Here is a 25,750-nt window from a genome sequence, read left to right as displayed (position 1 = left end):
AGTCATCATACCTAATGGATAATATTAAATATGAAAAGCAAAAGTTTAACTGCTATTTTCCCGGGTACTTTTGATCCCATTACTAATGGTCATATTGATCTTGTTACACGAGCTTCGTTACTATTTCCTCGATTAATTGTCGCTATTGCCGAAAATCCTAATAAAAAAACACTCTTTACTTTAGAAGAACGCGTAAATTTAGCGTCAACAGCAGTCGAACATTTACTCAATGTCGAAGTTATTGGCTTTGACAATTTAATGGCTAATTTTGCACAAACCCATAATGCCACAGTTATCGTTCGAGGCGTTCGTACAACACATGATTTTGAATACGAAAGGCAACTTGCCGAAATGAATCGTGCATTAAAATCTGATTTAGACACTATCTTTTTAATGCCATCAATTGCAATGGGATTTATTTCATCGACAATAGTAAAAGATGTTGCCTACCATGGTGGCGATATAACAAATTTAGTACCACTGCATGTCAAAACAGAATTATTAAAACGCTTAACATAAATAAAAACGTCTATGGTTAATTTTTATACTCCACAAAGAAAAAAGTTTACATCACAAAAATTGACAGTAACTATCTCATCTTTAGATGCCTTTGGGCAAGGCGTAGCCAATCATAAAGGTAAAACAATTTTTGTAAAATCAGCCTTGCCTGATGAAACCGTTGATATTGAGTTAACTGAAAATAAAAAAAATTATGCTAAAGCCAAAGTCATTAAATATCATAATCAAAGCAAATACCGCGTTAAACCTCTATGTGAATATTATCAACAATGTGGAGGTTGTGAGCTACAACATATTGCACCACAGATGCAACAACAAGCAAAATACGATGCGTTAATAAATCTACTACAAAAAGAAACAGGACAACCTTTAACAAATATCGTTAAAAATTCACCACATATTATTGCCGATCAGCCTTATCATTATCGTCGACGGGCAAGAATTTCAATTAATATCGTTAAAGGCCAATTAGCAATTGGATTTCGCCAAGCAGAATCCAATCAAATAATCAATATCGAACATTGTCCAGTATTAGTTGACGAATTAGATTCATTGCTAACGCCATTACAAAGCATACTCAATAACATAAAACAGAAGAAAGCACTGGGTCACGTTGAACTAATTTCGGTCGATAGCGGTATTATTCTTGTTTTAAGGCACACTATACCTCTAAGCAATCATGATGTTAACCTATTAAAAGAATTCGCTGAAAATAACAATATTTCACTTTATTTTCACGGCAACGATTTAATACATATTACCGGTAATACTGAGCATTTTTATTTAATTAATCATTTAAAATTAACATTCAGTCCTCTCGATTTTATTCAAGTAAATTGTAAAATTAATCAAAAGATGATCGAGCAGGCGCTTAACTGGCTAACGTTACAACCAACAGATCGGGTTTTAGATCTGTTTTGCGGAATGGGTAATTTTTCGTTACCTATAGCAAAACTAAGTAAAACTGTAACGGGTGTTGAAGGCGTTGATACCTTGGTTGAAAAAGCAAAATTCAACACTATATTAAATAATACTGAGATTTGTGCGGAAACCAATTTTTTAACTAGCAATTTAGATGATACTCAACAATTTTCGATATGGAGTCAATCACAATATAATAAAGTATTATTAGATCCAGCAAGAGCTGGTGCATTTAATGCAACAATTGAAATCGCAAAATTGGCTCCGTCAAAAATTGTTTATATATCGTGTAATCCTGCTACACTTGCACGAGATAGCAAAGAACTTATCGATGCAGGATATCAAATTGCTCAAGTTGCTATTTTAGATATGTTTCCGCAAACCAAACACATTGAATCAATGTTGTTGTTAATAAAATCAGGGACATAAGTTATGGTATCGATTAGAGGCGCACACCAACATAGCGAAGAACATTATCCACTTACCCAGTTTGATGTTGAACGATGGGCAAAACAAGAGTTATTACTAACTAACCCCGCATCTTATACAAAATTTAGAGAAGTCTGGGACTTTTGTTTTGAAAGTAGCGCAGGCGCACCTGAGCAAGTCTATTGTTTTCAAAACTCAATAGAAATGGTTGAAATATTAGCAACACTTAATATGGACATCAATAGCTTATGTGCTGCTTTATTACTTCCTTTTGTTGATAGCAAAATAATTCGTCGAGAAGATATTCCTGAAGATTTCGATCGTGAAATTTCTCATATTATTTCAAGCATTGTCAGAATGAAAGAAATTCGCCAACTACGCGCAATTCGTAGCGGCAGTGCAACCACTGAACAAATTGATAGTATTCGCCGCATGTTACTGGCAATGGCAAATGACTTTCGCAGTGTTATTATAAAATTGGCAGAACGCATTACCTATTTGCGCAATTTAATCAATGCACCGCAAGAAGAACAAGTGCTTGCAGCTAAAGAGTGTTTTAATATCTATGCACCTTTAGCTAATCGCTTAGGCATAGGACAATTAAAATGGGAGCTAGAGGATTTTTGCTTCCGCTATTTACATCCTAATGAATATCATTTTATTGCTAAAAAATTACATGAAAAACGATTAGATCGTGAATTATATATCAACCAATTTGTTAATCATTTACAAGATCTAATGAACCAAGATCACGTTCGTGCTGAAGTTTATGGTCGCCCAAAACATATTTATAGTATATGGCGGAAAATGGAACATAAACATCTTAAGTTCGAAGATCTCTATGATATTCGGGCTGTGCGTATTATCAGCGATAGTATCGAAGATTGTTATAACGCATTAGGCATTGTGCACAGTCATTACAAACATATCGCCAAAGAATTTGATGATTATGTTGCCAACCCTAAACCGAATGGTTATCAATCAATTCATACGGTTGTTTATGGTCCACAAGATAAAACAATTGAAATTCAAATCCGTACTGAACAAATGCACAACGATGCAGAACTAGGCGTTGCCGCTCATTGGAAGTATAAAGAAGGCAGTACGGATAAAATGACCGCTTATGATCAGCGAATTTCTTGGCTGCGTAAATTATTAACATGGCAACAAGAAATGTCAGAAAGCGGCGAAATCCAGGAAGCGGTCCGTAGTCAAATTTTTGATGACCGAGTTTATGTATTTACGCCTAAAGGTGATGTGGTTGACTTACCAGCAGGTTCAACTCCGCTTGATTTCGCTTACCATATTCACAGTGATGTTGGACACCGTTGTATTGGTGCAAAAGTTAGTGGACGAATTGTACCATTTACCTACCGCTTAAAAATGGGTGATCAAATCGAAGTTATTACTCAAAAACATCCTAACCCAAGCCGTGATTGGCTAAATCCTAACACAGGATTTATTAACAGTAGCCGAGCCAGAGCTAAAATTCAAACTTGGTTTAAAAAACAAGATCGACATAAAAATATTGCTGCTGGTCAACAAATTTTAGAGCATGAGCTTGAACCTTTAAATATTAGTATAAAAAGTGTTGAAAAAATCCTAATCAACAAATATAACGCACATTCATTTGACGAAGTGCTTGCTGGTATTGGTAGTGGTGATGTAAGAATTAACCAATTAGTTAACTTCATCAATGCACAATTTAATAAACCCACTGCTGAAGAAGCCGACGAAGCTGTATTAAAACAAATTGCTCAAAAATCAAATATACAAACTAAAAATACCAATAAAACTAATAATAAAAAAGGAAGTGAAATTATTATTGAGGGTGTGGGTAATTTAATGTACACCATAGCAAATTGCTGTCGCCCTATTCCTGGTGATCCCATTGCAGGATTTGTTACCCAAGGACGAGGGATCTCAATTCATCGTGCTGATTGTGAACAATTGCAAGAGCTTAAAAATCATGCTCCTGAACGTATTACCCATGCAGTATGGAACAGCAATACCTACTCAAGCTACACCATGGTAGTACAAATTGTTGCAAACGATCGAAGTGGTTTATTACGAGATATTACTACTGTTTTGGCTAATGAAAAGGTAAATGTTCTAGGACTAATTAGTCGCTCAGATATGAAACAACAACTAGCAACAATCGATGTCGATATGGAAATATTTGACCAAGACTCGTTAAATCGAGTACTCAATAAAATCAAACAACTACCCGATGTTGTTGAAGCAAAACGTTTTCAAGGCTAACTAACATGAAAATCGCCACTTTTATAATATTAGTGGCGATTGAATGGCAATCCTTAACCTTTAGACTTTCTTTCTAAAATTTCAAATCGGCATAAATAACGATTTTTATCATCAGGTTGATGGATTTCTTGATGAATAACTTGCCACTGTTCAGTTAAATAATCAGGAAAATAAGTATCACCCTGCAATTTAGCATCGATATGAGTCAAATACAGCCGATCGACTAAAGGTAATGCTTGATGATAAATATTACCACCACCAATAATAAATGCCTCATCAGCATCCTGCGTTTGAGCTAATAATATAGCCGTATCAATCGATTGTACCCAACTAACATTTGAAACTAAATTAGAGTCATGAAAGGCTTGTCTTGAAATAATAATATTGTGTCGAGCAGGTAACGGGCGTCCAATAGACTCAAATGTCTTACGCCCCATAATAACAGGTTTATTAAGCGTATTTTTTTTAAACCATGCCAAATCTGCAGGTAAATGCCAAGGCATTTGATTATTTAAGCCAATTACACGATTATTAGCCATGGCTACAATAATACTTAATATCATATTCAATCCTTTACACATACCCTAAAGATTTTATTTGCTGGTTAACATTTTCAGGAAAAATAGTTTGACTCCAAAGTCGCTCACTTAAAGAAAGTAATGACTCTTTTTGCCCTGCAACGATCCAATTGGCTAGTTCGGTAGCAACATCAGGATAGATTATTGGCTTTGGAGAAGGTAACGATAACCAATACTTAAGCTTGATACAATTTAAGTGTTCCATAATTGTTGCCATATCAAGAGATCGTAAACATTGAGCATTATAAATTTGTTCAAATTGACCAGCAACAGGTTTAGTAAGAATCTTTTTGCCTAGTGTTAATGCTTCAGAAATCAATGCAAAACCTGTATTTGAAATAATCCCAGAGCAACTTACTAACGCTTTGGTAAAATTATCACGACCAAGGGGATGAAAATGAATATTACCTTGTTGAGATTCTAATTTTATATCAGGATGAAAACAGATAAATTGATAATTCTGAAATTGTTTTAACATCGCAATGATTTCATCCAAGCCTTCAAACGGCAAATAAACCACAATATTGCCATCTTCTGTTGGTGCAGCTTGAAATGAATCAATCATTGGCGGTAGTAACTTATGCCCAAAATGAAACCAATGTAGACCAATTGGTTTAGTAACTGGCGCATAATATTTCATAATGACATTAGCGACTAATCCATATTCTTTAGGCTTAAGATATTGACATACAGCTTGATTGCTTATTCCTAAACATTCACGGTGTTGATGATGCGCAGCCCAAGCGCTAACTGGTTCAAAATCGCTAATAATGCAATCATACTTTGACAAATCAAGCTCACGTACATCTTTAATCAGCCTGAAAGCGCGAATCCGTTGTACCGTTTTGCGAAAATTGATTTTACCATTAAGTGTAGCAAAAGTGACGCCGCGATAAGTTTTATAATCGCCAAAATCTTGCATATCAAAATAGTCTTTAGGATCACGACCACTAAAAATATAATCAACATCAGCTCCAGCTTTTTTTAACGCTTTAGCTAAAGTTCTACAACGACTGACATGGCCATTTCCTGTTCCTTGAACACCAAAGAGGATTTTCATATCTGTATTATTCGTCAATTATTATTGATAAATATCATACCAGAAGACGTCATAATTATCTTATTTTTTTGCGCATTAACTTAAAATTTCAGTGTTTTTAATATATTAATAGACAAGTCGACAAATCAACACAATTAAATTAAACTAGTTATGTCAGGGTGATGTTAAAACTTTAAGCAGGACTATTATTTATTTTACAAAAATAGTGAGATCTCAAGATGCCTATAACGTCCCAGAATAAACTAATTAGCCCAATAATTGTATTAGCATCAATGCTATTTTGGTTTAGTTATTCTTCATGGCATTTATCCAACTTACGATTATCACCAGCTTTAACTTGTCATTCTGCTCATTCCGCATTTGAATTAACAACTAAACACGAACCTATTTCTCAAAAGCAAGTTTTGATTCTACCAAAAAAACCAGTTATGTCAGCTTGTGCTTTATTTCATCAGTGTTTAAATTACAATATTTTAGCTTCTAATTTCCCTATAAGACTTTATATTTCCTCTAGCAGTGAACGATATCTGCCTATAAAGCCCATTTCACAATATAACGAATTTATTCCAGAGTTAAGACCACCACAAGCTGTTTAATTGATTTATGTAAATAAAAGCAGTAAGTAACACAATACGCAATAACCGAATTATATTGATATTTGTTTTATCAGCATAGCCTGTAGGTTATTGTTAAACTTAACTATTTTCGAGGAACATCATGAAACGTCGAAATTTTTTGATAAATATTACCGCAGCTATTGGTGGATTGGTCGCAACTAAAGCTATAGCCAAAATGGGGGACAATAACATGCATGAGACAATGTGTGACACTAATTCTGATAAATGTCAAAAAGGGGGTAATATGCACCAACACATGAACATGAACATGAATATGGACATGAGCAACAACAGCCCAATGTCACAAAAACTTTTATCAACTTCAGCACTACCACAAGGAATGAATTTACCAACTTTGGCTAACTTAAAAAATGAAAGTAACCAAGAAGGTGTTTTTGAAGCAACATTACATCTAAAATCAACCAAAATTACCTTAACGCCAGATTTAACCACAGAATTTTGGACCTATAATGGAATGATACCCGGCCCTAAAATCGAAGTATTTGAAGAAGACCATGTCAAAATCACTGTAAAAAATGAACTTACTCAACCAACGACGGTTCATTGGCACGGATTGCTCATTCCATCTGATCAAGACGGCAATCCACAAAACGAAATTCCAGCAGGAGGCAGTCGAACTTATGAATTTACCATTCCTAAAGGCACTGCTGGCACTTATTGGTACCATCCTCACGGACACAATACAGTAGCCGAACAAGTTTATCGCGGTTTAGCAGGTACATTTATTGTTCGCAGCAAACACGATCCACTAGCATCACTCCCTGAACAACATTGGTTCTTTTCAGACTTGAAATTAACTGATAAAGGCCAAATTGCTGATAACTCAATGCTTGATTGGATGAATGGACGTGAAGGCCAATTTGTATTGATAAATGGCTGTTACCGCCCAAAAATCAAAATAGACTCGGCCACACGAATCCGAGTATGGAATTCATGTTCAGGTCGATATCTTAATCTTTCTATCCCTAACTGTGACGTCTATTTAGTTGGCACTGATGGCGGATTATTAGCTAAACCTTATTTGCTTACTAAACCCTTATTATTAACCCCAGCTGAACGTGCTGAATTAATCATAATGCCAAAACAAACTAGTACCGTCTATTTACAATCAATCGGATACGATCGCAATAAAATGGGCAATGTACCACCAGAACAAGATATAATACTGGGCGAGTTAACACTCACTAAATCTGAACCAATTACCTTACCAAACACACTAAACCACCTACCTAACATGGGGCCTGCTGTCGCCCATAAATTACTGGAATATACCGAAGTAATGGACATGAAAGAGCCACGCGGGGGTGTGTTATTTTTAATTAATGGTAAACGTCATGACATGTCGCGAATTGATCTAAAAAGCAAAATTCATGATATTGAAGAATGGACAATATTCAACAACTCCCATATGGATCACAACTTCCACATCCATGGAGCACAATTTATTGTACAATCGCACGAATTAAATGGTAAAAAAACTCAGCCTGAGTACATAGCCTTAAAAGACACCATTAATTTGCGACCACACGAAAAACTCACCATCAAAATACAGCAAAACCTTCCTGGGCTTCGCATGTATCACTGTCATATTATTGAACATGAAACAACTGGCATGATGGGGCAATTAATGGTGGAATAGCCTCCTTCTTTATATTTCTTTCCTTAATTCAATTTTTTCGTATGGTTGGATTAAGGGAAGATAAATTAACAAAAACTCGCTTATTACTACCGAAAAAAAGCGAGTTTTTATAAACCTATCATCTTATTAAAATTCCTTTTATCACATTATTCCCTTTGTAATAAGGGTTTTTTCTTTTGCTAAAAAATGCTAAAATGCACGGATTATGATCGTCATTAACTACTGGCAAAAACTCAGCAAACGGTTGATTATCAAAACCGCTTTATCGCACTTATTATTAGGTGTGATTGCTGCTGGATTTGGTTTATGTCAAAACGAAGCGCTTCCATCGGAATCTGACGTTTCGCATAGTGGAATTAGTGCCATTGCATCTTTTGAACAAGATCACCAAGAAACAACAAAAAGAACGTCACAAACACTAGCATCTTCCAAAAAGCAGCATACTGTAGCATTTTTAATAACGCCTAATTATGATGATCTTTCCCCTAGCAAGGCGATCCGACTATCCCCTTATAACGGCATACGAGCTGGGCCAAAGACTACCTCTTAGAATTTACACTCAAATAAAACTAATTTTTATACAAGGCAAATGCCTTAAAATCCGTATTGAAAAATAAGAGAACAGTTATGTTATTAAAATTATTAACAAAAGTATTTGGTAGCCGTAATGAGCGTGTATTAAAAAACATGCGTAAACGAGTAGAAAGAATCAATGCCCTTGAACCTGCAATGGAAGCATTATCAGATGCCGAGCTTAAAGCCAAAACCATAGAATTTAAGGAAAAACTTGCCACTGGAACCCAATTAGACGATCTTTTAGAAGAAGCTTTTGCCGTAGTGCGTGAAGCAAGCAAACGTGTGTTTGGTATGCGTCATTTTGATGTACAGTTAATTGGCGGTATGGTATTAAACGAACGTTGCATTGCCGAAATGCGCACTGGTGAAGGTAAAACTTTAACAGCAACACTACCTGCTTATTTAAATGCTTTAACAGGCAAAGGGGTACATGTCATTACCGTCAATGACTATTTAGCACAGCGTGATGCTGAAAATAACCGCCCATTATTTGAATTTTTAGGGTTAACCGTTGGCATCAACCTACCAAACATGCCGCCACACGAAAAACGTGATGCCTACAATGCTGATATCACCTATGGTACCAACAATGAATATGGCTTTGATTATCTGCGTGATAACATGGTATTTAACAAAGAATCACGCGTACAGCGCCCACTGCATTACGCTTTAGTCGATGAAGTTGACTCAATCCTTATTGACGAAGCCAGAACGCCCCTGATTATTTCAGGACAAGCAGAAGACAGCTCAGACAAATACATTAGTGTCGACAAAATAATTCCACACCTAGTTCGACAAGAAAAAGAAGATTCTGAACAATTCCAAGGCGATGGAGACTTTTCGATTGATGAAAAATCTCGCCAAGTTAACTTAACCGAGCGTGGATTAATTAAAGTTGAAGAATTGCTCATAAAACAAGGCATCATGAAAGGTGAAGAATCACTTTACGCACCAAGCAACATCGTATTAATGCATCATGTTAATGCTGCTTTACGCGCCCATCACCTATTCCACCGCGACGTTGATTACATTGTTAAAGACAATGAAATCATCATCGTTGACGAACATACAGGTCGTACCATGGATGGCCGTCGTTGGTCTGATGGCTTACACCAAGCGGTTGAAGCCAAAGAGCACGTTAAAATCCAAAACGAAAACCAAACACTGGCTTCAATCACTTTCCAAAACTATTTCCGCTTATACGAAAAACTTGCTGGAATGACTGGTACGGCAGATACTGAAGCATTTGAATTTAATCAAATTTATGGTTTAGATACCATTGTTATCCCAACCAATCGCCCAATGCAACGAAAAGATCAATCCGATCTTGTCTACATGACAGAAAAAGAAAAAATCAACGCAATTGTGGCCGATGTACAAGAGTGTGTAAAACGCGGACAACCTGTCCTTGTTGGTACCGCCTCGATCGAAAAATCAGAGCTTGTTTCACAAGCATTTAAAAAAGCAGGTATTAAACACAATGTTTTAAATGCCAAATTCCATGCTCAAGAAGCCGAAATTATTGCTAATGCTGGTAGCAAAGGCGCAGTAACCATTGCGACCAATATGGCTGGGCGTGGTACCGACATTATGCTAGGCGGAAACTGGCAAAGCGAAATAGCAAAAATAGAAAACCCAACCCCAGAAGACATTGAGCTAGCCAAACAAGCTTGGCAAGCAAAACACGAAGAAGTGATTGCATTAGGAGGGCTGTATATTTTAGGTACTGAACGCCACGAATCACGTCGTATCGACAATCAGTTGCGTGGTCGTGCAGGTCGTCAAGGTGATCCAGGAGCTTCACGTTTTTACCTATCGCTTGAAGATCCATTAATGCGAATCTTTGCATCAGACCGCATTGGAGGCATGATGCGCAAACTAGGCATGAAAGAAGGAGAAGCTATTGAACATCCATGGGTAACCAAAGCCATTGCCAACGCACAAAAGAAAGTCGAAAGTCGTAACTTTGATATTCGTAAACAACTCCTAGAATATGACGATGTTGCCAATGATCAACGTAAAGTTATTTACCGTGAACGAAACGGCTTACTTGATAACAGCGACATAAAAGAGACCATAGACTCGATCCGAGGTGATGTATTTAACACCTTAATCGACCAATACATTCCACCACAATCAATTGAAGAAATGTGGAATATTCCGGGGCTTGAATCGGCACTAAAAACAGACTTTGATTTAGATTTACCAATAGCAAAATGGTTAGATGAAGAGCAAAATCTGCATGAAGAAACCTTGCGTGAACGTATCTTACAAATGGCGCAAGACAGATATCTAGAAAAGGAAAACATCGCAGGTGCTGAAGCATTTAGACATTTTGAAAAAAGCGTCATGCTACAAACCCTTGATACGCTTTGGAAAGAGCATTTAGCCTCGATGGATTACTTACGCCAAGGTATTCATTTACGTGGCTATGCGCAAAAAGATCCAAAACAAGAATATAAACGAGAGTCATTTAATATGTTTGCTAGCATGTTAGAATCGTTAAAATATGATGTTATTGGTATTTTAAGCCGTGTACAAATTCGCTCGCAAGAAGAAGTAGACGAAGCCGAACGACAACGTCTTGCCGAAATGGAAAAATTAATGGCTAAACAACAAGCTAACCATGAATCACTAGCAGGCATAAGTGGTGAAAGTGAAGAGCAATTAACTGGTTCGCCACAACCAATGGTAAAAGCACAAGCCAAAGTAGGACGCAACGATCCATGTCCTTGCGGTTCAGGTAAAAAATATAAACATTGTCATGGTGCTGTTAATTAAAACAAAAATTTAGTATTATTTAATAAATCAATGCCTAAATCACCGATTAAGGTCGGTGATAGAACAAAAACGGGGAAGTACTAACTTTCCCTAAGTTTACAAATAAACAAACAGGATTATGAAAAAACATACTGAAATTGCTGTAGGTATTATTCGTTCACAAAATTGTCAAATATTTATTACCCAACGCGGGGAAGACTCGCATCTTGCTGGTTTTTGGGAATTCCCTGGTGGAAAAATCGAGGTCGGAGAAACTCCATATCAAACCTTACAACGAGAAATAGCTGAAGAAGTTGACATCCATATCCACCAAGCTCAATTTTTAGATATCTTTAAACACAGTTATGATGATCGAGATATCACAATTCATGCGTATTTAGTTGAAGAATGGGATGGTTTCCCTTTTGCTAAAGAAGGCCAACCAAGTCGTTGGGTTGACCAAGAAGATCTGAATGCCGATGAGTTTCCAGATGCTAATAGACCAATTATTGAGATGCTAAAGAACTTAGATAAACAGATCTAATTTGTAGGAATTGCTCGCATTGTTTGTAGTAATTTGACAAGACTCCCATTGAATATAAAACACTAAAACTGACAACGTAATTTTCTACGCAAATTTTGCACTAACTATGAGATAGTTGCAATTATTGATTCTTCCAAAATACATATGTGGCTTCCTATTTAAATCAAAAAAAAGCACATCCATTTCTTTCAATAGATGCATTCACTTCAGCTATGCATTTAATATATGCTTTCCTTGTTAGCGTATAAAACATATATTGATATTGGATTTCTCTAATCAAAAAATGTTCTTTATAATGATAATTATTTTCATGGAAAATTGATTCTAATTTTACATGTAATTGAATTGTAAATTTATCAACTAATATATTAAGATTAGAAAAATTCAAATCTTTCATAATAAACTTTTCACTAAATTTATTTTTTTCAAAAAATTCGAACCAATCAGCACTATAATTAAAAACTTCTAGCATTTTAAAATGTTTACTAAATCTATTTCTTAACATAGTTAGTAATGGTGGTTTTAACTTTATTGGTTTCATAATCATTTAACCTCAAGCTGAGTTTGTATTATATCTAAATTTTCTTGACTGTAGAAAAACGTCGAGTTATTTATACTTCATGATTCAATTAATTCACTAAAAACGCATAAGACGTTTTCCCTGAAATCATTTTATGGGTTTTAACAGTATTATGAAAATCAATAAAACGATTAAACTTATTTTTTCTATCTTTTTTATTTTTAAATAGTTACTAGCTAGTGATTTTGCAACATTCATTAACATAAACATATGCATCACGCACATCTCCATTTCGACTTTCCCATTGGTTTATGGCAAGGAGGATTTGTTGAATTGTTGATTGATATGATGGTTATTACGCAGTATATCTAAACAAATAAAGACAGTAGAATTTTTTGTCAAAAACTTTCAGGAGTGCACCACGTTTATGTATAAATATTAAAAAAATCATATAAATACATTAATAATATTTTCTAATTTGCTGCTTCGTTTGATTTTTAAGTAAAAGCAAATCTTTGGTATCAGCCCTTATCGCGTGTCTGTGATAGGACGTTAATTTTGTTTTTTATGGATATTTATTACAGTAATTTCTCAAATTACGGTAAACAACACGAGGAATTGCTACAAATAACCGATTCTACAAACCTCAATACTTATCGTGTTTCGATTAAAAGGCTCAAATATAGTAATTATTACTATATCTTCCCTCAAACGAACAACTTTTAGAAGTAAATTACGGTTACATTAATCAATAACAAAAACAATAGAATGAAAAAGTTAATCTATATTGTATATTTTTATGTTTGAACTGTAGAAAAATTAACATATAATAGAAATAGTAAATAATTAGTTAAAATTTTGTTGTATTTTTTAATCCATTGAAGGAAGGTATCTATGAGTAAAAGTGCAAGCGTTGCCCCAAAAGAAAGAATTAATATTAAGTATGTACCAGCCACAGGTGATCAAGTTGAAGAAAAAGAACTTCCATTAAATCTCGTTATAGTAGGTGACCATAAAGGTAGAACTGAAGATACTTCAATTGAAGAACGTCAATTAGTTTCTATTGATAAAAATAATTTTAACGATGTAATGGAAAAATCGAATATAAAATTAACTTTTAACGTACCAAATAAGTTACAAGAAGATAATGATGAAGAGCTATCAATCAATCTTGATATTAAAAATCTTCATTCATTTAATCCTGATCAAATAGCAAAACAAGTACCAGAGATTAATAATTTAATTCAATTACGTGAAGCTCTCACAGCTTTAAAAAACCCGATGGGCAATATTAAGGCTTTCAGAGAAGCGATTGCGCATGTATTATCAGATGATAAAGCAAGAAAAAATTTATTAAATGAACTACAAATCTCTGATAAAGATTAATATCTTTATTGGTACCTCTAGTTATTAAATTATTAATAGTCAATTAAATAAGGAATTTAGGTATATGTCTAAAGCAGAATATAATGCTCTTCAAGAACCTAGTACTATTCACGAAAGCAGTTTGCTTGATCAAATTATGTCAAAATCAAGGTTAACGCCTGCAGAAGAAGGGTATGAAACAGCTAAAAAAGGAGTAGCAGCTTTTATTGCTAAAATGTTAGAGAATGATAGTAAAGAAGAGCCTATCAATAAGATACTTGTTGATCAAATGATCGCTGAACTAGATAAAAAGATCTCAGTACAAATGGATGAGATTTTACATCATAAGAAATTACAACAAGTTGAAAGTGCATGGCGTGGAATAAAATTACTCGTTGATCGAACTGATTTTCGTGAAAATATCAAAATTCAGTTAATGCATGCAACAAAAGAAGAATTATTAGAAGATTTTGAATATGCCCCAGAAATTGTTCAAAGTGGATTTTATAAACATATCTATACAGCAGGATATGGCCAGTTCGGTGGTGAACCTGTTGGAGCTGTAATTGGAAACTATGCATTCACTCCAGGTAGCCAAGATATTAAGTTAATGCAATATGTCACTGCTGTTGGTGCAATGGCTCACGCGCCATTTATTTCATCTGTTTCTCCTAAATTTTTTGGAATCGATAGCTATACTGAAATGTCATCAATTAAAGAGCTTAGTTCAATTTTTGAAAGCCCTGCATATACTAAATGGCGTTCATTTAGAGAGTCTGAAGATGCTAGATATTGTAGTTTGCTAGCTGGTAATTATCTTGCTCGTCTACCTTATTCAACTTCAGATAACCCTGTAAAAACATTTAATTATAATGAACAAGTCAACGATAATCATAACCATTTTTTGTGGGCTAATTCAGCATTTACGTTTGCAACTCGTATTACTAATAGTTTTGCAAAATACCGTTTTTGTGCCAACATCATTGGTCCACAAAGTGGTGGTGCCGTTGAAGATTTACCTGTACATCTTTATGAGTCAATGGGTGAACTTCAAGCGAAAATTCCAACAGAAACACTTATTTCAGATCGTCGAGAACTTGAGCTAGCTGAACAAGGTTTTATTACATTAACAATGAGAAAAGGATCGGATAATGCTGCATTTTTCTCGGCTAACTCAGTTCAAATACCTAAACGTTTTCCTAATACCAAAGAAGGTAAAGAAGCTGAAACTAATTACAAATTAGGTACGCAGTTGCCTTATATGTTTATTATTAATCGATTGGCACACTACATTAAGGTATTACAACGAGAGCAAATTGGTTCTTGGAAAGAAAGAGCTGACTTAGAGCGTGAGCTAAATGTTTGGCTTAAACAGTATGTTGCAGATCAAGAAAATCCGCCTGCTGATGTTCGCAGTCGAAAACCATTGCGAGCAGCTAGTGTAACTGTTTCTGATGTTGAAGGTGATCCAGGTTGGTATCAAGTTGGATTATTAGTTCGACCTCATTTTAAATATATGGGTGCTAATTTTGAGTTATCACTTGTTGGTCGTTTAGATAAAGAATAATACCTAATATTATGGCAGCATTATTAAAGTGGCAAAAAAATCATCAACAAAGCTTATTTGATCGAATTCATACGGAGTCGGATCAAAATGATTATCAATTTGATAAAACTTGTTTGGATTCGATTAAATTTAATTTATCTAGGATTCTTAATAGTCGTCCTGGTGGCTGCCAAAGTTCCTATTCAATGGGGATTGTTGATTTGAATGATGCAACGATGAACTCTTCGGAAATTAAAGCTGAAATTTGCCGAGAAATTAAAAATTGTATAGAAAAATATGAACCACGTATTATGCAAGTTACCGTAATTGCTCGGGCAAATGATAGCAATCTGCTTACAATGCAATTTACAATTCAAGCAATTGTAAAGGACGAGTTTGGTACAAATAACATAGAGTTTAAAGTTTATTTTAATGATAGACAACGTTATTTTTTTGAATAATTGGGAACTGAGCTTATGTCATTAATTACGGAACAGTTCCATGATGAAATTGTATTTATTCGAGATATTGCACATGACTTTGCAAAAGTGCATCCTCAATTGTTACAGTTTATCATTGAAGATGAAAAAGATCCTGATGTTGAAAGACTGATTGAAGGTCTTGCTTATATCACCAGCCAACTTAAATTAAAATTAAAATATGATTTACCGGAGTTAATTCAGTCACTTTTAGTCTTATTATGGCCAAATTATTTAAAACCTATTCCAAGTTTAACTATTCTAGAGGCATCCATTCACGATAAAACGACAAACGCCATGTTACTAAAAGGAAGTGAAATCAAGCATCAAGCTACAAGTACAGCTTCGTATACATTTCAAACTTGCCGTGATTTGTTGGTTACACCATTAGTTATTAAAGATATAAAACTATCGCATCAATTGCAACAAAACTCTCTTATTATTGATTTTGCATTGGATCCACATTTAAAACTAAATAATCTGAATGCTCTTCAATTTTATCTTGGTGATGATAGCTATGTCGGTAGTATTTTATATATGATGTTATTAAATTATGTAACATCAGGCTGTATCATTGTTAATGGTGTAGAATTACCTTTAACTAATTTACGGTTCAATCCTATCGGTTTTAATCATGAACAAACTCTATTACCATATGCAGATAATACCAATAAGGGATTTAGAACACTGCATGAATATTTTGCCTTTCCTGAGGGATTTCTTTTTTTACAAATTTTACATGACGATAATAACTTATTTCCCACAAGCATTAATTGTACTCATTTTCAATTAAAAATTAATTTTAATTGCGATATTGATCCTAAAATTAAACTACGTAAACATATGATAAAAATTAATTGTGTACCTGCAATAAATTTATTTTATCATGATGCGGAACCAATTCTCTTAGATGGAAAAAAAGAAAAATATCCTTTAGAAGCTAATTACCAGTATAGAGATAACTTTGAAATTTACTCAGTAGTACGGGTTGAAAGTAGAACAAAAAAAAATGAGATAGTAGAGTATTGCGATTTTAATAGTTTTGAACATAAAAATCAATTATATAAAGATCAAAACAAGCGTTTTTACAATATCACACAAACACAAGACAAGCGAACATTAACTATTCGTCACTGGATTTCTTTTGTGCGTAATGATGAAAAGGATTGGATTAATAATATCGAAACCATATCAGTTAGATTACTTTGTTCAAATAAAGATAAACCATCTGAATTAAAAATTGGAGATTTAAAACAAGTTATTTCTATAGATGATAAAAGTCAAATTACACTCAAAAATATTATTCGCCCAACCTTGCAATTAGTCCCAATGATTGATGAAAGTCAATATTGGACAACCATCTCCAATTTGGCAAAAAATTACAAATCATTACTACAACAAGATATCTTAAAACAGATTTTTCAAAGTTATCATTTTCCAGCGATGCATAATCCGCAGCAAGAAAGAACATTATTAAAAATTCTTAGTGGTATTGTCAAAATTGAATCTTGTCAAGTTAAACGTAAATTAGCAAATAAAATGGTTGTTCAAGGTGTAAAGACGTATATACATTTAAGTCAATCAGTTTTTAAATCAGAAGGAGATCTTTACCTTTGGGGGACAGTACTCGCTCATTTTTTAGCTCAACAAGCTGCATTAAACTCATTTCATCTATTAGTTATAGTGAACATTGATAATCAGGAGCATTATACATGGCCAGTAAAAGTCGGTCAGCACTTGCTGATATAAATGCCAAAACATATAACTTTAATCAACTGATTGAGTTAATTTATAAAACACATAATAAGCAGAATGATTTAAATAAAGATGGTTTTCCTGAGGATGAATTAGTCCGTTTTAAAGCAAATGGAACTCTAGCTTTCCCTACAAGTGATATATCAAATTTAAAAGAAACTGATGATGGGAAATATTTATTAGAAACAACATTTTTAGGATTGCAAGGAAGTCAGTCACCTTTGCCAACTTTTTATTTAGAAAAATTTGCTTGGAGTTATACTCAAGATGAATCTGGTTTAAATCATTTTCTTGATTTGTTTAATCATCGATTTATTACCCTATTTCATCGTATTTGGCGTAAATATCGCTATTATATATCTTACAATAATGGATTAGATAGCTTTTCACAGCGTATGTTTGCTTTTGTTGGTTTAGAAAATCCCAATTTAAGGAAAACATTACAAATTAATCATAGCAAAATGCTGTCATATGTAGGTTTACTTTCAGGTACAGCTCGCTCTCCAGAAGTAATTAGCGGATTAATTGCACACTGTTTTGATTTAGATGATGTTTCTATTATGCCATGGCAAGAACGAATAGTACCAATCCAACCTGATCAGCAAACTTTTTTAGGTAAAATCAATTCTGAATTAGGTGAAAATTTTGTCATTGGTGATAATATTGATGACTGCAATGGCAAATTTCTTTTATGTTTAAATCAGTTAACTGTTAAACGCTATCTTTCTTTTTTACCTTCTGGGGAACTATTTGAACCACTAAAGACATTGGTCACATTTATTTTGCGAGATCAACTTGCATTTGATGTGAGGCTCTCGTTAGCTAAAGATCAATTGGATGAAATGAATTTAGGTAATGAAATAAGTTGTTTATTAGGATGGACTACATTTATTGGTGAAATGCCAGATTATCCAAGTATCACTATTTGTATGCGAGAATAAAATCATGGAGCAAATCAATCATCAAATTTTACAATTAAAAATAAGAAATACTGAAGCACTTCATAGTGGTAACACAAGGGAGCATGTATTTAATCTTAACGGAGGTATTATTGGCAGTCATCAGAATGTTGAATGGCAAATACAAGATTTCTATAACAGTGTTTCAGGTATTCATGCTCAAATAAATAATAAAGATGGTTATTATTTTATTCAGCCAATAGAAAATAAATTATTCATTAATCAGTCTGAAATATCATCACAAACTGGTTCTGTTAAGTTACAGCATGGGGATGAAATAAGAATTGGTAACCTAATTATTCATGCCAGAATTGGAACTGATCTTCATCAGTTATTAGATGATCCTTTAGATAAATCACCCTCACAAATTATATCAATCAATGAGATATCATTGAATGACATGTTTGATACCGAAGATAAAAACACTATTTCACATCTATATAGTAATGATACAGAGCAAAAAAGTGAAATTGTTGATCCATTTAAAGCAATAGAAAAAGACTCTAGCGATGTATTATCTGATTTTTATAAAAATATATCAGAACATGAAAATAATCCATCAGAACAAAACAAATCATTAGTAGACTATAATGTAAAACAAGGAAGCCTAATGAACAATAATTTTATCGAAGTTCCCAATTGTGATTCAACGTTACATGATGATAATACATATACCATCGAAAATGTAAATTTAAGTTTGGTTCCTTTTCTTCGAGGATTAGGAGTTAGTTTAAATATTCATAATACAGATGAAGCAAATGCTCTTTTAGAAGAATTGGGGGAAACCCTTAAAGCTACCGTTGAAGGTTTATTAAAATTAAACCTGTCAAAAGATGTTTTAAAAAATAAAAATTTAAGGCCAATAGAAGATAACCCGCTACGATTGAATCAAAACTATTCTGACACAATGGCATTACTATTTTCTGAACAGCTTTGTACTGTTTATTTATCAGCGCCAGCAGCAGTAAAAGAATCATTGGAAAATGTCGCAATCCATAATAAAGCCAGTGAAATTGCAACTAAATACGCACTTTCTGCCATGTTAGATGCTTTTTCACCCGACCAGCTATCAAGTCGCTTTGAAATCTATCGTAATAGTCGAAAAGTGAAGGAGCATGATGGAACATGGTCTTGGAATATGTATTGTAGCTATTACAAGGAGCTGTCATCGAATCGACAACAAGGCTTCGAAAAATTGTTCTGGGAACATTATGATCAAGAATATGACAAGCAATTGCGACGGCTTAACCAGGAGCGTATTTGAAATGCATAACCGTTTGTTGAGAATATCTTTTTGTTTTCTTATATCGTTGAACCTTTTTGGCTGTGAAACAACAAAAAAAATTTTTGAGGTAATCAGCGATCCCAATGTTCCTGTTGGCTATCCATCGGAGAACCCAACTGAAGTAACCCTGACTTTCTTATCTGGTGAAGATATCAATCAAAATCAGGAAGGAGAAGCCTCACCAATAGAATTACAAGTTATTTACCTTAACGAAGACTCACACTTTTTAAGCGCTAATTATGATCAGCTGTTGATCGAAGGACCTGAAAAAGCACTCGGCAAGAATTATGTTGATCATCAAGATTACACACTATTACCAGACCAATATAAAATTTTACCACCACTGAAAATCAATGAAAAAACACGATTTATTGGCGTAATAGCACATTATGGTGATATTAACAATTCTTATTGGGCTGACATTGCCGAAGTAGAAGCTATAGGCAAAAAAGCAACCTATCTAATACACATAAAAGCCAATGAAGTTTTAATTAAGAAGGAAGAAAAATAATGGGTACTCATAGCAATGTTATTTGGGTAAATGGGGCGGTTCGCCCACAGAATTTTCAGCAACAACAGCGTTATTATGACTATTTATTAAGTCACCATTTAAACCTTATCAATAACTATTTTTATGGGTTTAGTACCTTAGAACTCAATCGCGAATTTCTACGATTAGGACGCGTGGGATTATCTTCTGCACTTGGATTAATGCCAGATGGCACATTATTCGATATTCCCTTTCAAGATCAATTACCTGATCCCATTGAAATAAAGAAATTAGATACAGCTGAAAGTCATAATATCTATCTTGTGTTACCAAATCGAAGTGAGTCAGTCACTGCGATAGATATTGCAAAAGATAATAAAATGAGAGACACAAGATATGTGCATGATGAGATAAATGTTCGCGATATTTTCAGTAAAAATGGCGAGATCCGTGAAGTTCCTATTGCTAAATTATCGCCACGCTTAATGCAAGGTTCAGACGACCTTAGTGCTTATACCGTATTACCAGTTTGTCGAATTAAAGAAAAAAAAGCGGATGGTACACTTGTTTTAGATGAATATTTTATTCCAACGTGTAATTCAATTAGTGTTTCGTATTTGCTATATGATTTTTTAAGTGAAGTTGCTGGATTAATCACCGAACGAGGTAAGCAGATATCACAGAGGATTAGTGCGCCAAATCAACAAGGTGTTGCTGATGTAGCTGAGTTTCTAATGCTACAACTATTTAATCGAGCAAAACCTATTTTTATCCATTTAGCAAAGCGTACCAGTGTACATCCAGAAGATCTTTATCGCCAATTAGTTTTAATCTGTGGTGAACTGATGACATTTACAGATGAGTCACGTATTAGCCCATTTTTTGAGCATTATAATCATGATGATCTTACAACTACTTTTTATGACTTAATGTTAATTACTCGACGTGCATTAAGCACCGTATTAATGCCTAGAGCGGTTTCTATTCAATTATCAAAACGATCTCATGGTGTATATGATGGCGTTATTCATGATAAGACCTTATTACGTACTGCAGATTTTATTCTGGCGGTAAAAGCTCGTGTACCACAAGAATCTTTATTACGATTATTTGTACAACAAACGAAAGTATCAACACCAAATAAAATTCGAGAGATTGTAAGTATACAAGTTTTAGGTATTCCTCTTAAAGCACTCAGTGCGGCTCCTTCACAATTACCACACCATTCTGGTTATACCTACTTTCAGTTAGATACTAATGCACCGGCTTGGGAAGATATCATTACTAATGGTGCTATTGCTTTCCACGTAGCAGGAGATTTTCCTGAACTTGATTTGCAATTTTGGGCTATTCGAGGTAAATAATAATGCAAAATACGATTTTTCATCATGAAGATACAATACAGCAAACGTTTATTCTAAGAGGTAACAGTATCAACCCAATGATTGATGCTGCAACCCCATTACTTGGTATGACCCAACGTTTAAGAGACATGACAAACTTGGATAATGCTGAAGAAGTTTATAAACAGGTTGTAAACGATATTTTGGCCATTGAGCATATTTTACAAACTAAAGGGTATGAATCAAGTGCAGTTATTTCTTTCCGTTATGTACTTTGCACCTTTATTGATGAACTTGCGATGCAACATCCATGGAACACTCAAAATAATTGGGGAGCTCATTCATTACTAGTCCGATTTCATAACGAATCATGGGGAGGAGAGAGGGTTTATTTATTACTTGAACGTTTAATAAGTGAACCACAAAAATATAAAGACTTACTTGAGTTCATATATATCTGTTTTTGCCTTGGTTTTCGCGGTCGTTACAAAGTCGGTATTGGACATACAGAAGAATTTAACAAAATTTTTCGACGATTACATGATTTGCTTTACTCAATGCAGGGGCAATCTAGCAATATAGTATTATCACAAGGGGAAAGCATAAAAAGCCCTTACAAGTTGCAGAAAAAAATTTCTATTACAACGCTTTCAATATTTTTAATTATAGGTTTATCTGTAGTTTACTTAATTTATACCTTGAAATTAAATAATCAAACGCAAGAAATTATTAATCAATTAAATCTATTGTTACATTAATATTAGGCAAGTTATATGATTAAAATCGATTTACCAAAATTAGTTGCTCAATTTCATCCTATAAGCAAACAAATTTTAGAAACAACAGCAACGTTATGTGTTAGTAAAAAACAACCTGAAATTACAGTATCACATTATTTATTTCAATGTTTAGACACACCATTAAATGACATAAGAATAATTTTAGACAAAGCTAAAATTGATTATCAGCTATTAAAGCAATTATTAGATGAAAGTGCTTTTATGCATACTCAATGGGATGAGACGCCACCATTTTCACCTTTATTAATTCAATGGTTTCAAGAAGCCTTATTAATTTCTCAAATTGAATTAAAACAACCTCAAATTAGAACAGGTGCTTTATTACTTGCTCTACTTCAAAATCCTACCAGATATGTCTCAATACCGCTTTCTCAGCATCTTAAAGTAATTAATCAAGAATTATTAAAAGATCAATTTGAGCAGTGGACGCAAGGTTCAGCTGAAAATATTTCAGATGATGAAAAAGGTAAGTCATCATCAACCTCCTTTGGTGAACTCACCTTACTAGATCGTTATGCAACTAATGTTACTAAACTTGCAAGGCAACACAAATTAGATCCTGTACTATGTCGTGATGAAGAAATAGATTTAATGATCGACATATTGTGTCGCAGGCGTAAAAATAACCCTATTATTGTAGGTGAAGCCGGTGTTGGGAAAAGTGCATTAATTGAAGGGTTAGCATTACGCATTATTAATGAGCAAGTTCCTGATAAACTTAAAGGCACTGAGCTAATGAATCTTGATCTTGGTGCATTGCAAGCTGGCGCATCAGTTAAAGGAGAATTTGAAAAAAGATTCAAAGGAATCATGTCAGAGGTGATCGAATCTGCAATACCAATTATTTTATTTATTGATGAAGCACATACACTAATAGGTGCAGGAAATAGTGCTGGAGGTTTAGATGTATCTAATTTATTAAAACCGGCTTTAGCTCGAGGTGAATTAAAAACCATAGCAGCAACGACTTGGAGTGAGTATAAAAAATATTTTGAAAAAGATGCAGCTTTATCTAGACGATTTCAACTTGTACAGGTTAATGAACCTAGTGCAGAAGAAGCAATTGTTATTCTTAGAGGTTTAAGAGCTATTTATGAAAATGCACATGGTGTTTTAATAGATGATGATGCTTTGAAAGCGGCCGCTATATTAAGTGATCGCTACCTATCTGGTAGACAATTACCAGATAAGGCTATTGATGTATTGGACACAGCCTGTGCGCGTATTGCAATTAATCTAACAACCCCACCAAAACGTGTTTGTGCATTACAAAATAGGTTGCATCAGAATAACACTGAAATCCAGTTGTTAACACGTCAACAGTATTTAGGATTAGATAATTACGATGAACGTTTGTCGGAGTTAAAGGCACAAAATATATCATTAACGGAAGAACTACAACAACTTGAAGCTCAATGGCAGCAACAGCAACAATTAGTTGAGAAAATAATTAGTATACGTACACAACTATTACAACTTGAAGATAGTAGTTGTGAAACAGTAGATGATACAAAAGAAGTAGAAATAATAAAACTGACTTCTCAACTAAAACAACTAACTAAACAACTAAATGAGGCTCAAGTTCATCTAGTCTCTCCTCATGTTGATAAATCACAAATTGCAAATGTTATTGCTGAATGGACAGGTGTCCCCATTAGGCAGATCTCTCAAGATGAATTAAAGATTATTACTGATCTCCCTACTTATTTAAATCAGATCATAAAAGGACAAGATCTTGCTATCGCTCATTTACATAAGCATTTATTAACTTCAAGGGCTGATTTAAGAAGGCCTGGTAGACCACTAGGTGCTTTTTTACTAGTGGGGCCAAGTGGTGTTGGTAAAACGGAAACGGTATTACAAATTGCTAATTTATTATTTGGTGGAACTCAGTATCTAACAACAATAAATATGTCTGAGTTTCAAGAAAAACATACCGTTTCTCGTTTAATTGGTTCACCACCTGGTTATATTGGCTATGGAGAAGGTGGCGTATTAACTGAAGCAATCCGAAAAAAACCTTATTCTGTTGTATTATTAGATGAGGTTGAAAAAGCTCATCCAGATGTATTAAATTTATTTTATCAAGCTTTTGATAAAGGCGAAATAGCTGATGGCGAAGGGCGAATAATTGATTGTAAAAATGTGGTTTTCTTTTTAACTTCAAATCTAGGGTATCAAAGCATTGTTCAGAATGCTAATAAACCCGAAAACATTGTAGATAAGTTATATCCAGAGTTGGCTAATTTCTTTAAACCTGCATTACTTGCAAGGATGGAAATTGTTCCCTACTTACCCTTATCAGAAGATATACTCAAATCAATCATTGTCGATAAGTTAACTCGATTACACAACGTTCTCCATACTCGTTTTAAGGCTGATGTTATATTCGATACAGAGGTGGCTGAAGAAATAATTAACCGAGCAAACCGAAGCGAAAATGGAGCTAGAATGCTTGAATCAATCATTGATGGTTTTTTATTACCACCTGTTTCGTTACAATTACTCAAAAAAGTATCCGCAAACGAAAAAATAGCACTTATTCACTTTAGTGTTAATAATAATCAATTCACAGCAGAGATTAATTAACTGATGCGTAAAAATTATCATTTTGATCTTAGTTATATTCGGTATTTCTTTTTTATGGTATTAGGCATTCATTTGATGAATGTAGCTAATGCGACATTAAATGATAAAGAAACACTTAATTTATTAGCTCAATGCGCCAAAGAAACATCGGCACTTACACGATTAGAATGTTACGATAAAATCTTATATCCAAATAGTAAAACTCCTTTACAAAAAGAAGAAGTGCCGCAACATAGTCCCCTTTGGTTTTCGATTGTTGAACAAGAAAAAACACGTAAGGAAGATAGTCCTTATTTTATTCTAAATACTTCAAATAATGACTCTCAGATTTTATTAACGACCTATGCGATTGGTCTTCAACCGCCAAGGCCGATTTTAGCTTTTAGTTGCATTGATAATATTACACGTATGCAAATCGTTTTATTTAATCCAATAAACCATAAAAATACAAAACTAAAATTAGTTACTGAGAACGATGTGGTAAAAGCCAATTGGTTTGTCAGAGACAATGGTTTTATTTTTGAATCAAGTAGAGGATTACTTGGTATAGAACAAATTAAACGTATTCTTAATGCTAAATCATTAACACTAAAATCAGACGATCCTATGTTAAACGACTTAGTGTTTAATGTATCAACATTAAATTCCTCAATAAAAGTATTAAGAACAGCATGTCATTGGTAAGGAGTAATG

22 protein-coding genes are annotated in these 25,750 nt (G+C 34.0%); 19 read left to right on the top strand and 3 right to left on the bottom strand.

Going from position 1 to position 25,750, the window contains the following annotated elements:
• The first annotated feature begins 30 nt into the window (after nt 1–30).
• Genes coaD through relA form a run of 3 tightly spaced genes read left to right on the top strand, consistent with a single transcriptional unit; the run spans nt 31 to nt 4,131 of the window.
• The gene (gene coaD / locus GA0061080_RS05825) at nt 31–519 is read left to right on the top strand and encodes a pantetheine-phosphate adenylyltransferase (protein ID WP_091122523.1); all 489 of its coding nucleotides are present in this window, start codon (nt 31–33) and stop codon (nt 517–519) included.
• 12 nt (nt 520–531) lie between these two features.
• A complete protein-coding gene (rlmD, locus tag GA0061080_RS05820) occupies nt 532–1,869 on the top strand; it encodes a 23S rRNA (uracil(1939)-C(5))-methyltransferase RlmD (RefSeq protein ID WP_091122519.1) in 1,338 nt (445 codons plus the stop codon).
• 3 nt (nt 1,870–1,872) lie between these two features.
• Nucleotides 1,873–4,131 (top strand): GTP diphosphokinase, encoded by a 2,259-nt coding sequence (gene relA, locus GA0061080_RS05815; protein ID WP_091122516.1) that lies wholly within the window; start codon nt 1,873–1,875, stop codon nt 4,129–4,131.
• 53 nt (nt 4,132–4,184) lie between these two features.
• Here relA and folA read toward each other — a convergent pair whose 3' ends face one another.
• Both folA and GA0061080_RS05805 read right to left on the bottom strand, forming a co-directional pair.
• Nucleotides 4,185–4,694, bottom strand: coding sequence for a type 3 dihydrofolate reductase (folA, locus tag GA0061080_RS05810; protein ID WP_091122512.1), 510 nt, complete (start codon nt 4,692–4,694; stop codon nt 4,185–4,187).
• 10 nt (nt 4,695–4,704) lie between these two features.
• Entirely contained in the window at nt 4,705–5,769 is a 1,065-nt protein-coding gene (locus tag GA0061080_RS05805) for an MJ1255/VC2487 family glycosyltransferase (protein WP_091122508.1), read from the bottom strand.
• Between the two features lie 218 nt (nt 5,770–5,987).
• Between GA0061080_RS05805 and GA0061080_RS05800 the strand changes: the two genes are divergently transcribed.
• The 5 genes from GA0061080_RS05800 to mutT all read left to right on the top strand — a co-directional run bounded on the left by GA0061080_RS05800 (nt 5,988) and on the right by mutT (nt 11,926).
• The gene (locus tag GA0061080_RS05800) at nt 5,988–6,365 is read left to right on the top strand and encodes a hypothetical protein (RefSeq protein ID WP_091122505.1); all 378 of its coding nucleotides are present in this window, start codon (nt 5,988–5,990) and stop codon (nt 6,363–6,365) included.
• A 121-nt stretch (nt 6,366–6,486) separates the two neighbouring features.
• Nucleotides 6,487–8,046, top strand: a complete 1,560-nt coding sequence (locus tag GA0061080_RS05795; RefSeq protein WP_091122502.1) for a multicopper oxidase family protein — start codon at nt 6,487–6,489, stop codon at nt 8,044–8,046.
• A 205-nt stretch (nt 8,047–8,251) separates the two neighbouring features.
• Nucleotides 8,252–8,596 carry a hypothetical protein gene (locus tag GA0061080_RS05790; protein WP_091122498.1) on the top strand — a complete coding sequence of 115 codons (345 nt, stop codon included), beginning with the start codon at nt 8,252–8,254 and terminating at the stop codon, nt 8,594–8,596.
• A gap of 77 nt (nt 8,597–8,673) precedes the next feature.
• A complete protein-coding gene (gene secA / locus GA0061080_RS05785) occupies nt 8,674–11,403 on the top strand; it encodes a preprotein translocase subunit SecA (protein WP_091122495.1) in 2,730 nt (909 codons plus the stop codon).
• Between the two features lie 118 nt (nt 11,404–11,521).
• Nucleotides 11,522–11,926: an 8-oxo-dGTP diphosphatase MutT gene (gene mutT / locus GA0061080_RS05780; RefSeq protein WP_091122492.1), complete on the top strand. Its 405-nt coding sequence runs from the start codon at nt 11,522–11,524 to the stop codon at nt 11,924–11,926.
• A 163-nt stretch (nt 11,927–12,089) separates the two neighbouring features.
• On the opposite strand, the gene GA0061080_RS05775 is transcribed toward mutT, so the two are convergent.
• Nucleotides 12,090–12,467: a hypothetical protein gene (locus GA0061080_RS05775; RefSeq protein ID WP_091122489.1), complete on the bottom strand. Its 378-nt coding sequence runs from the start codon at nt 12,465–12,467 to the stop codon at nt 12,090–12,092.
• Nucleotides 12,468–13,340: 873 nt separating this feature from the next.
• On the opposite strand from GA0061080_RS05775, the gene tssB reads away from it, so the two are divergent.
• The 11 genes from tssB (at nt 13,341) to vasI (ending at nt 25,741) form a co-directional block, all read left to right on the top strand.
• Complete coding sequence (tssB, locus tag GA0061080_RS05770) at nt 13,341–13,832, top strand: type VI secretion system contractile sheath small subunit (protein WP_065635589.1); 492 nt, start codon at nt 13,341–13,343, stop codon at nt 13,830–13,832.
• Between the two features lie 64 nt (nt 13,833–13,896).
• On the top strand, nt 13,897–15,378 hold the full coding sequence (tssC, locus tag GA0061080_RS05765) for a type VI secretion system contractile sheath large subunit (RefSeq protein WP_065635588.1): 1,482 nt from the start codon (nt 13,897–13,899) through the stop codon (nt 15,376–15,378).
• 11 nt (nt 15,379–15,389) lie between these two features.
• Nucleotides 15,390–15,818: a type VI secretion system baseplate subunit TssE gene (gene tssE, locus GA0061080_RS05760; RefSeq protein ID WP_091122485.1), complete on the top strand. Its 429-nt coding sequence runs from the start codon at nt 15,390–15,392 to the stop codon at nt 15,816–15,818.
• A gap of 15 nt (nt 15,819–15,833) precedes the next feature.
• Entirely contained in the window at nt 15,834–17,585 is a 1,752-nt protein-coding gene (tssF, locus tag GA0061080_RS05755; protein ID WP_091122481.1) for a type VI secretion system baseplate subunit TssF, read from the top strand.
• Nucleotides 17,549–18,532 (top strand): type VI secretion system baseplate subunit TssG, encoded by a 984-nt coding sequence (tssG, locus tag GA0061080_RS05750; RefSeq protein WP_065635586.1) that lies wholly within the window; start codon nt 17,549–17,551, stop codon nt 18,530–18,532. The genes tssF and tssG overlap by 37 nt, the downstream gene beginning before the upstream one ends.
• A 4-nt stretch (nt 18,533–18,536) precedes the next feature.
• Nucleotides 18,537–19,814, top strand: coding sequence for a type VI secretion system-associated FHA domain protein TagH (gene tagH / locus GA0061080_RS05745; protein ID WP_091122477.1), 1,278 nt, complete (start codon nt 18,537–18,539; stop codon nt 19,812–19,814).
• A gap of 1 nt (nt 19,815) precedes the next feature.
• Nucleotides 19,816–20,346, top strand: coding sequence for a type VI secretion system lipoprotein TssJ (tssJ, locus tag GA0061080_RS05740; protein ID WP_091122473.1), 531 nt, complete (start codon nt 19,816–19,818; stop codon nt 20,344–20,346).
• Nucleotides 20,346–21,689 carry a type VI secretion system baseplate subunit TssK gene (tssK, locus tag GA0061080_RS05735; protein ID WP_091122469.1) on the top strand — a complete coding sequence of 448 codons (1,344 nt, stop codon included), beginning with the start codon at nt 20,346–20,348 and terminating at the stop codon, nt 21,687–21,689. The genes tssJ and tssK overlap by 1 nt, the downstream gene beginning before the upstream one ends.
• A 2-nt stretch (nt 21,690–21,691) precedes the next feature.
• On the top strand, nt 21,692–22,426 hold the full coding sequence (gene icmH / locus GA0061080_RS05730) for a type IVB secretion system protein IcmH/DotU (protein WP_065635582.1): 735 nt from the start codon (nt 21,692–21,694) through the stop codon (nt 22,424–22,426).
• A gap of 15 nt (nt 22,427–22,441) precedes the next feature.
• On the top strand, nt 22,442–25,057 hold the full coding sequence (gene tssH / locus GA0061080_RS05725) for a type VI secretion system ATPase TssH (protein WP_091122465.1): 2,616 nt from the start codon (nt 22,442–22,444) through the stop codon (nt 25,055–25,057).
• Nucleotides 25,058–25,060: 3 nt separating this feature from the next.
• On the top strand, nt 25,061–25,741 hold the full coding sequence (vasI, locus tag GA0061080_RS05720) for a type VI secretion system-associated protein VasI (protein ID WP_081300090.1): 681 nt from the start codon (nt 25,061–25,063) through the stop codon (nt 25,739–25,741).
• Nucleotides 25,742–25,750: the final 9 nt, after the last annotated feature.

It is taken from the genome of Gilliamella intestini, assembly GCF_900094935.1.
In the GTDB taxonomy this organism is placed as follows: domain Bacteria; phylum Pseudomonadota; class Gammaproteobacteria; order Enterobacterales; family Orbaceae; genus Gilliamella; species Gilliamella intestini.
Note: the sequence above shows the minus strand (reverse complement) of the source record. Positions and strands in the feature narration are given on the sequence as shown.

What these genes read in the sequence shown, in the direction of transcription:
- coaD (WP_091122523.1), top strand. Translation starts at nt 31, where the DNA reads ATGAAAAGCAAAAGTTTAACTGCTATTTTCCCGGGTACTTTTGATCCC.
- rlmD (WP_091122519.1), top strand. Translation starts at nt 532, where the DNA reads ATGGTTAATTTTTATACTCCACAAAGAAAAAAGTTTACATCACAAAAA.
- relA (WP_091122516.1), top strand. Translation starts at nt 1,873, where the DNA reads ATGGTATCGATTAGAGGCGCACACCAACATAGCGAAGAACATTATCCA.
- folA (WP_091122512.1), bottom strand. Translation starts at nt 4,694, where the DNA reads ATGATATTAAGTATTATTGTAGCCATGGCTAATAATCGTGTAATTGGC.
- GA0061080_RS05805 (WP_091122508.1), bottom strand. Translation starts at nt 5,769, where the DNA reads ATGAAAATCCTCTTTGGTGTTCAAGGAACAGGAAATGGCCATGTCAGT.
- GA0061080_RS05800 (WP_091122505.1), top strand. Translation starts at nt 5,988, where the DNA reads ATGCCTATAACGTCCCAGAATAAACTAATTAGCCCAATAATTGTATTA.
- GA0061080_RS05795 (WP_091122502.1), top strand. Translation starts at nt 6,487, where the DNA reads ATGAAACGTCGAAATTTTTTGATAAATATTACCGCAGCTATTGGTGGA.
- GA0061080_RS05790 (WP_091122498.1), top strand. Translation starts at nt 8,252, where the DNA reads ATGATCGTCATTAACTACTGGCAAAAACTCAGCAAACGGTTGATTATC.
- secA (WP_091122495.1), top strand. Translation starts at nt 8,674, where the DNA reads ATGTTATTAAAATTATTAACAAAAGTATTTGGTAGCCGTAATGAGCGT.
- mutT (WP_091122492.1), top strand. Translation starts at nt 11,522, where the DNA reads ATGAAAAAACATACTGAAATTGCTGTAGGTATTATTCGTTCACAAAAT.
- GA0061080_RS05775 (WP_091122489.1), bottom strand. Translation starts at nt 12,467, where the DNA reads ATGAAACCAATAAAGTTAAAACCACCATTACTAACTATGTTAAGAAAT.
- tssB (WP_065635589.1), top strand. Translation starts at nt 13,341, where the DNA reads ATGAGTAAAAGTGCAAGCGTTGCCCCAAAAGAAAGAATTAATATTAAG.
- tssC (WP_065635588.1), top strand. Translation starts at nt 13,897, where the DNA reads ATGTCTAAAGCAGAATATAATGCTCTTCAAGAACCTAGTACTATTCAC.
- tssE (WP_091122485.1), top strand. Translation starts at nt 15,390, where the DNA reads ATGGCAGCATTATTAAAGTGGCAAAAAAATCATCAACAAAGCTTATTT.
- tssF (WP_091122481.1), top strand. Translation starts at nt 15,834, where the DNA reads ATGTCATTAATTACGGAACAGTTCCATGATGAAATTGTATTTATTCGA.
- tssG (WP_065635586.1), top strand. Translation starts at nt 17,549, where the DNA reads ATGGCCAGTAAAAGTCGGTCAGCACTTGCTGATATAAATGCCAAAACA.
- tagH (WP_091122477.1), top strand. Translation starts at nt 18,537, where the DNA reads ATGGAGCAAATCAATCATCAAATTTTACAATTAAAAATAAGAAATACT.
- tssJ (WP_091122473.1), top strand. Translation starts at nt 19,816, where the DNA reads ATGCATAACCGTTTGTTGAGAATATCTTTTTGTTTTCTTATATCGTTG.
- tssK (WP_091122469.1), top strand. Translation starts at nt 20,346, where the DNA reads ATGGGTACTCATAGCAATGTTATTTGGGTAAATGGGGCGGTTCGCCCA.
- icmH (WP_065635582.1), top strand. Translation starts at nt 21,692, where the DNA reads ATGCAAAATACGATTTTTCATCATGAAGATACAATACAGCAAACGTTT.
- tssH (WP_091122465.1), top strand. Translation starts at nt 22,442, where the DNA reads ATGATTAAAATCGATTTACCAAAATTAGTTGCTCAATTTCATCCTATA.
- vasI (WP_081300090.1), top strand. Translation starts at nt 25,061, where the DNA reads ATGCGTAAAAATTATCATTTTGATCTTAGTTATATTCGGTATTTCTTT.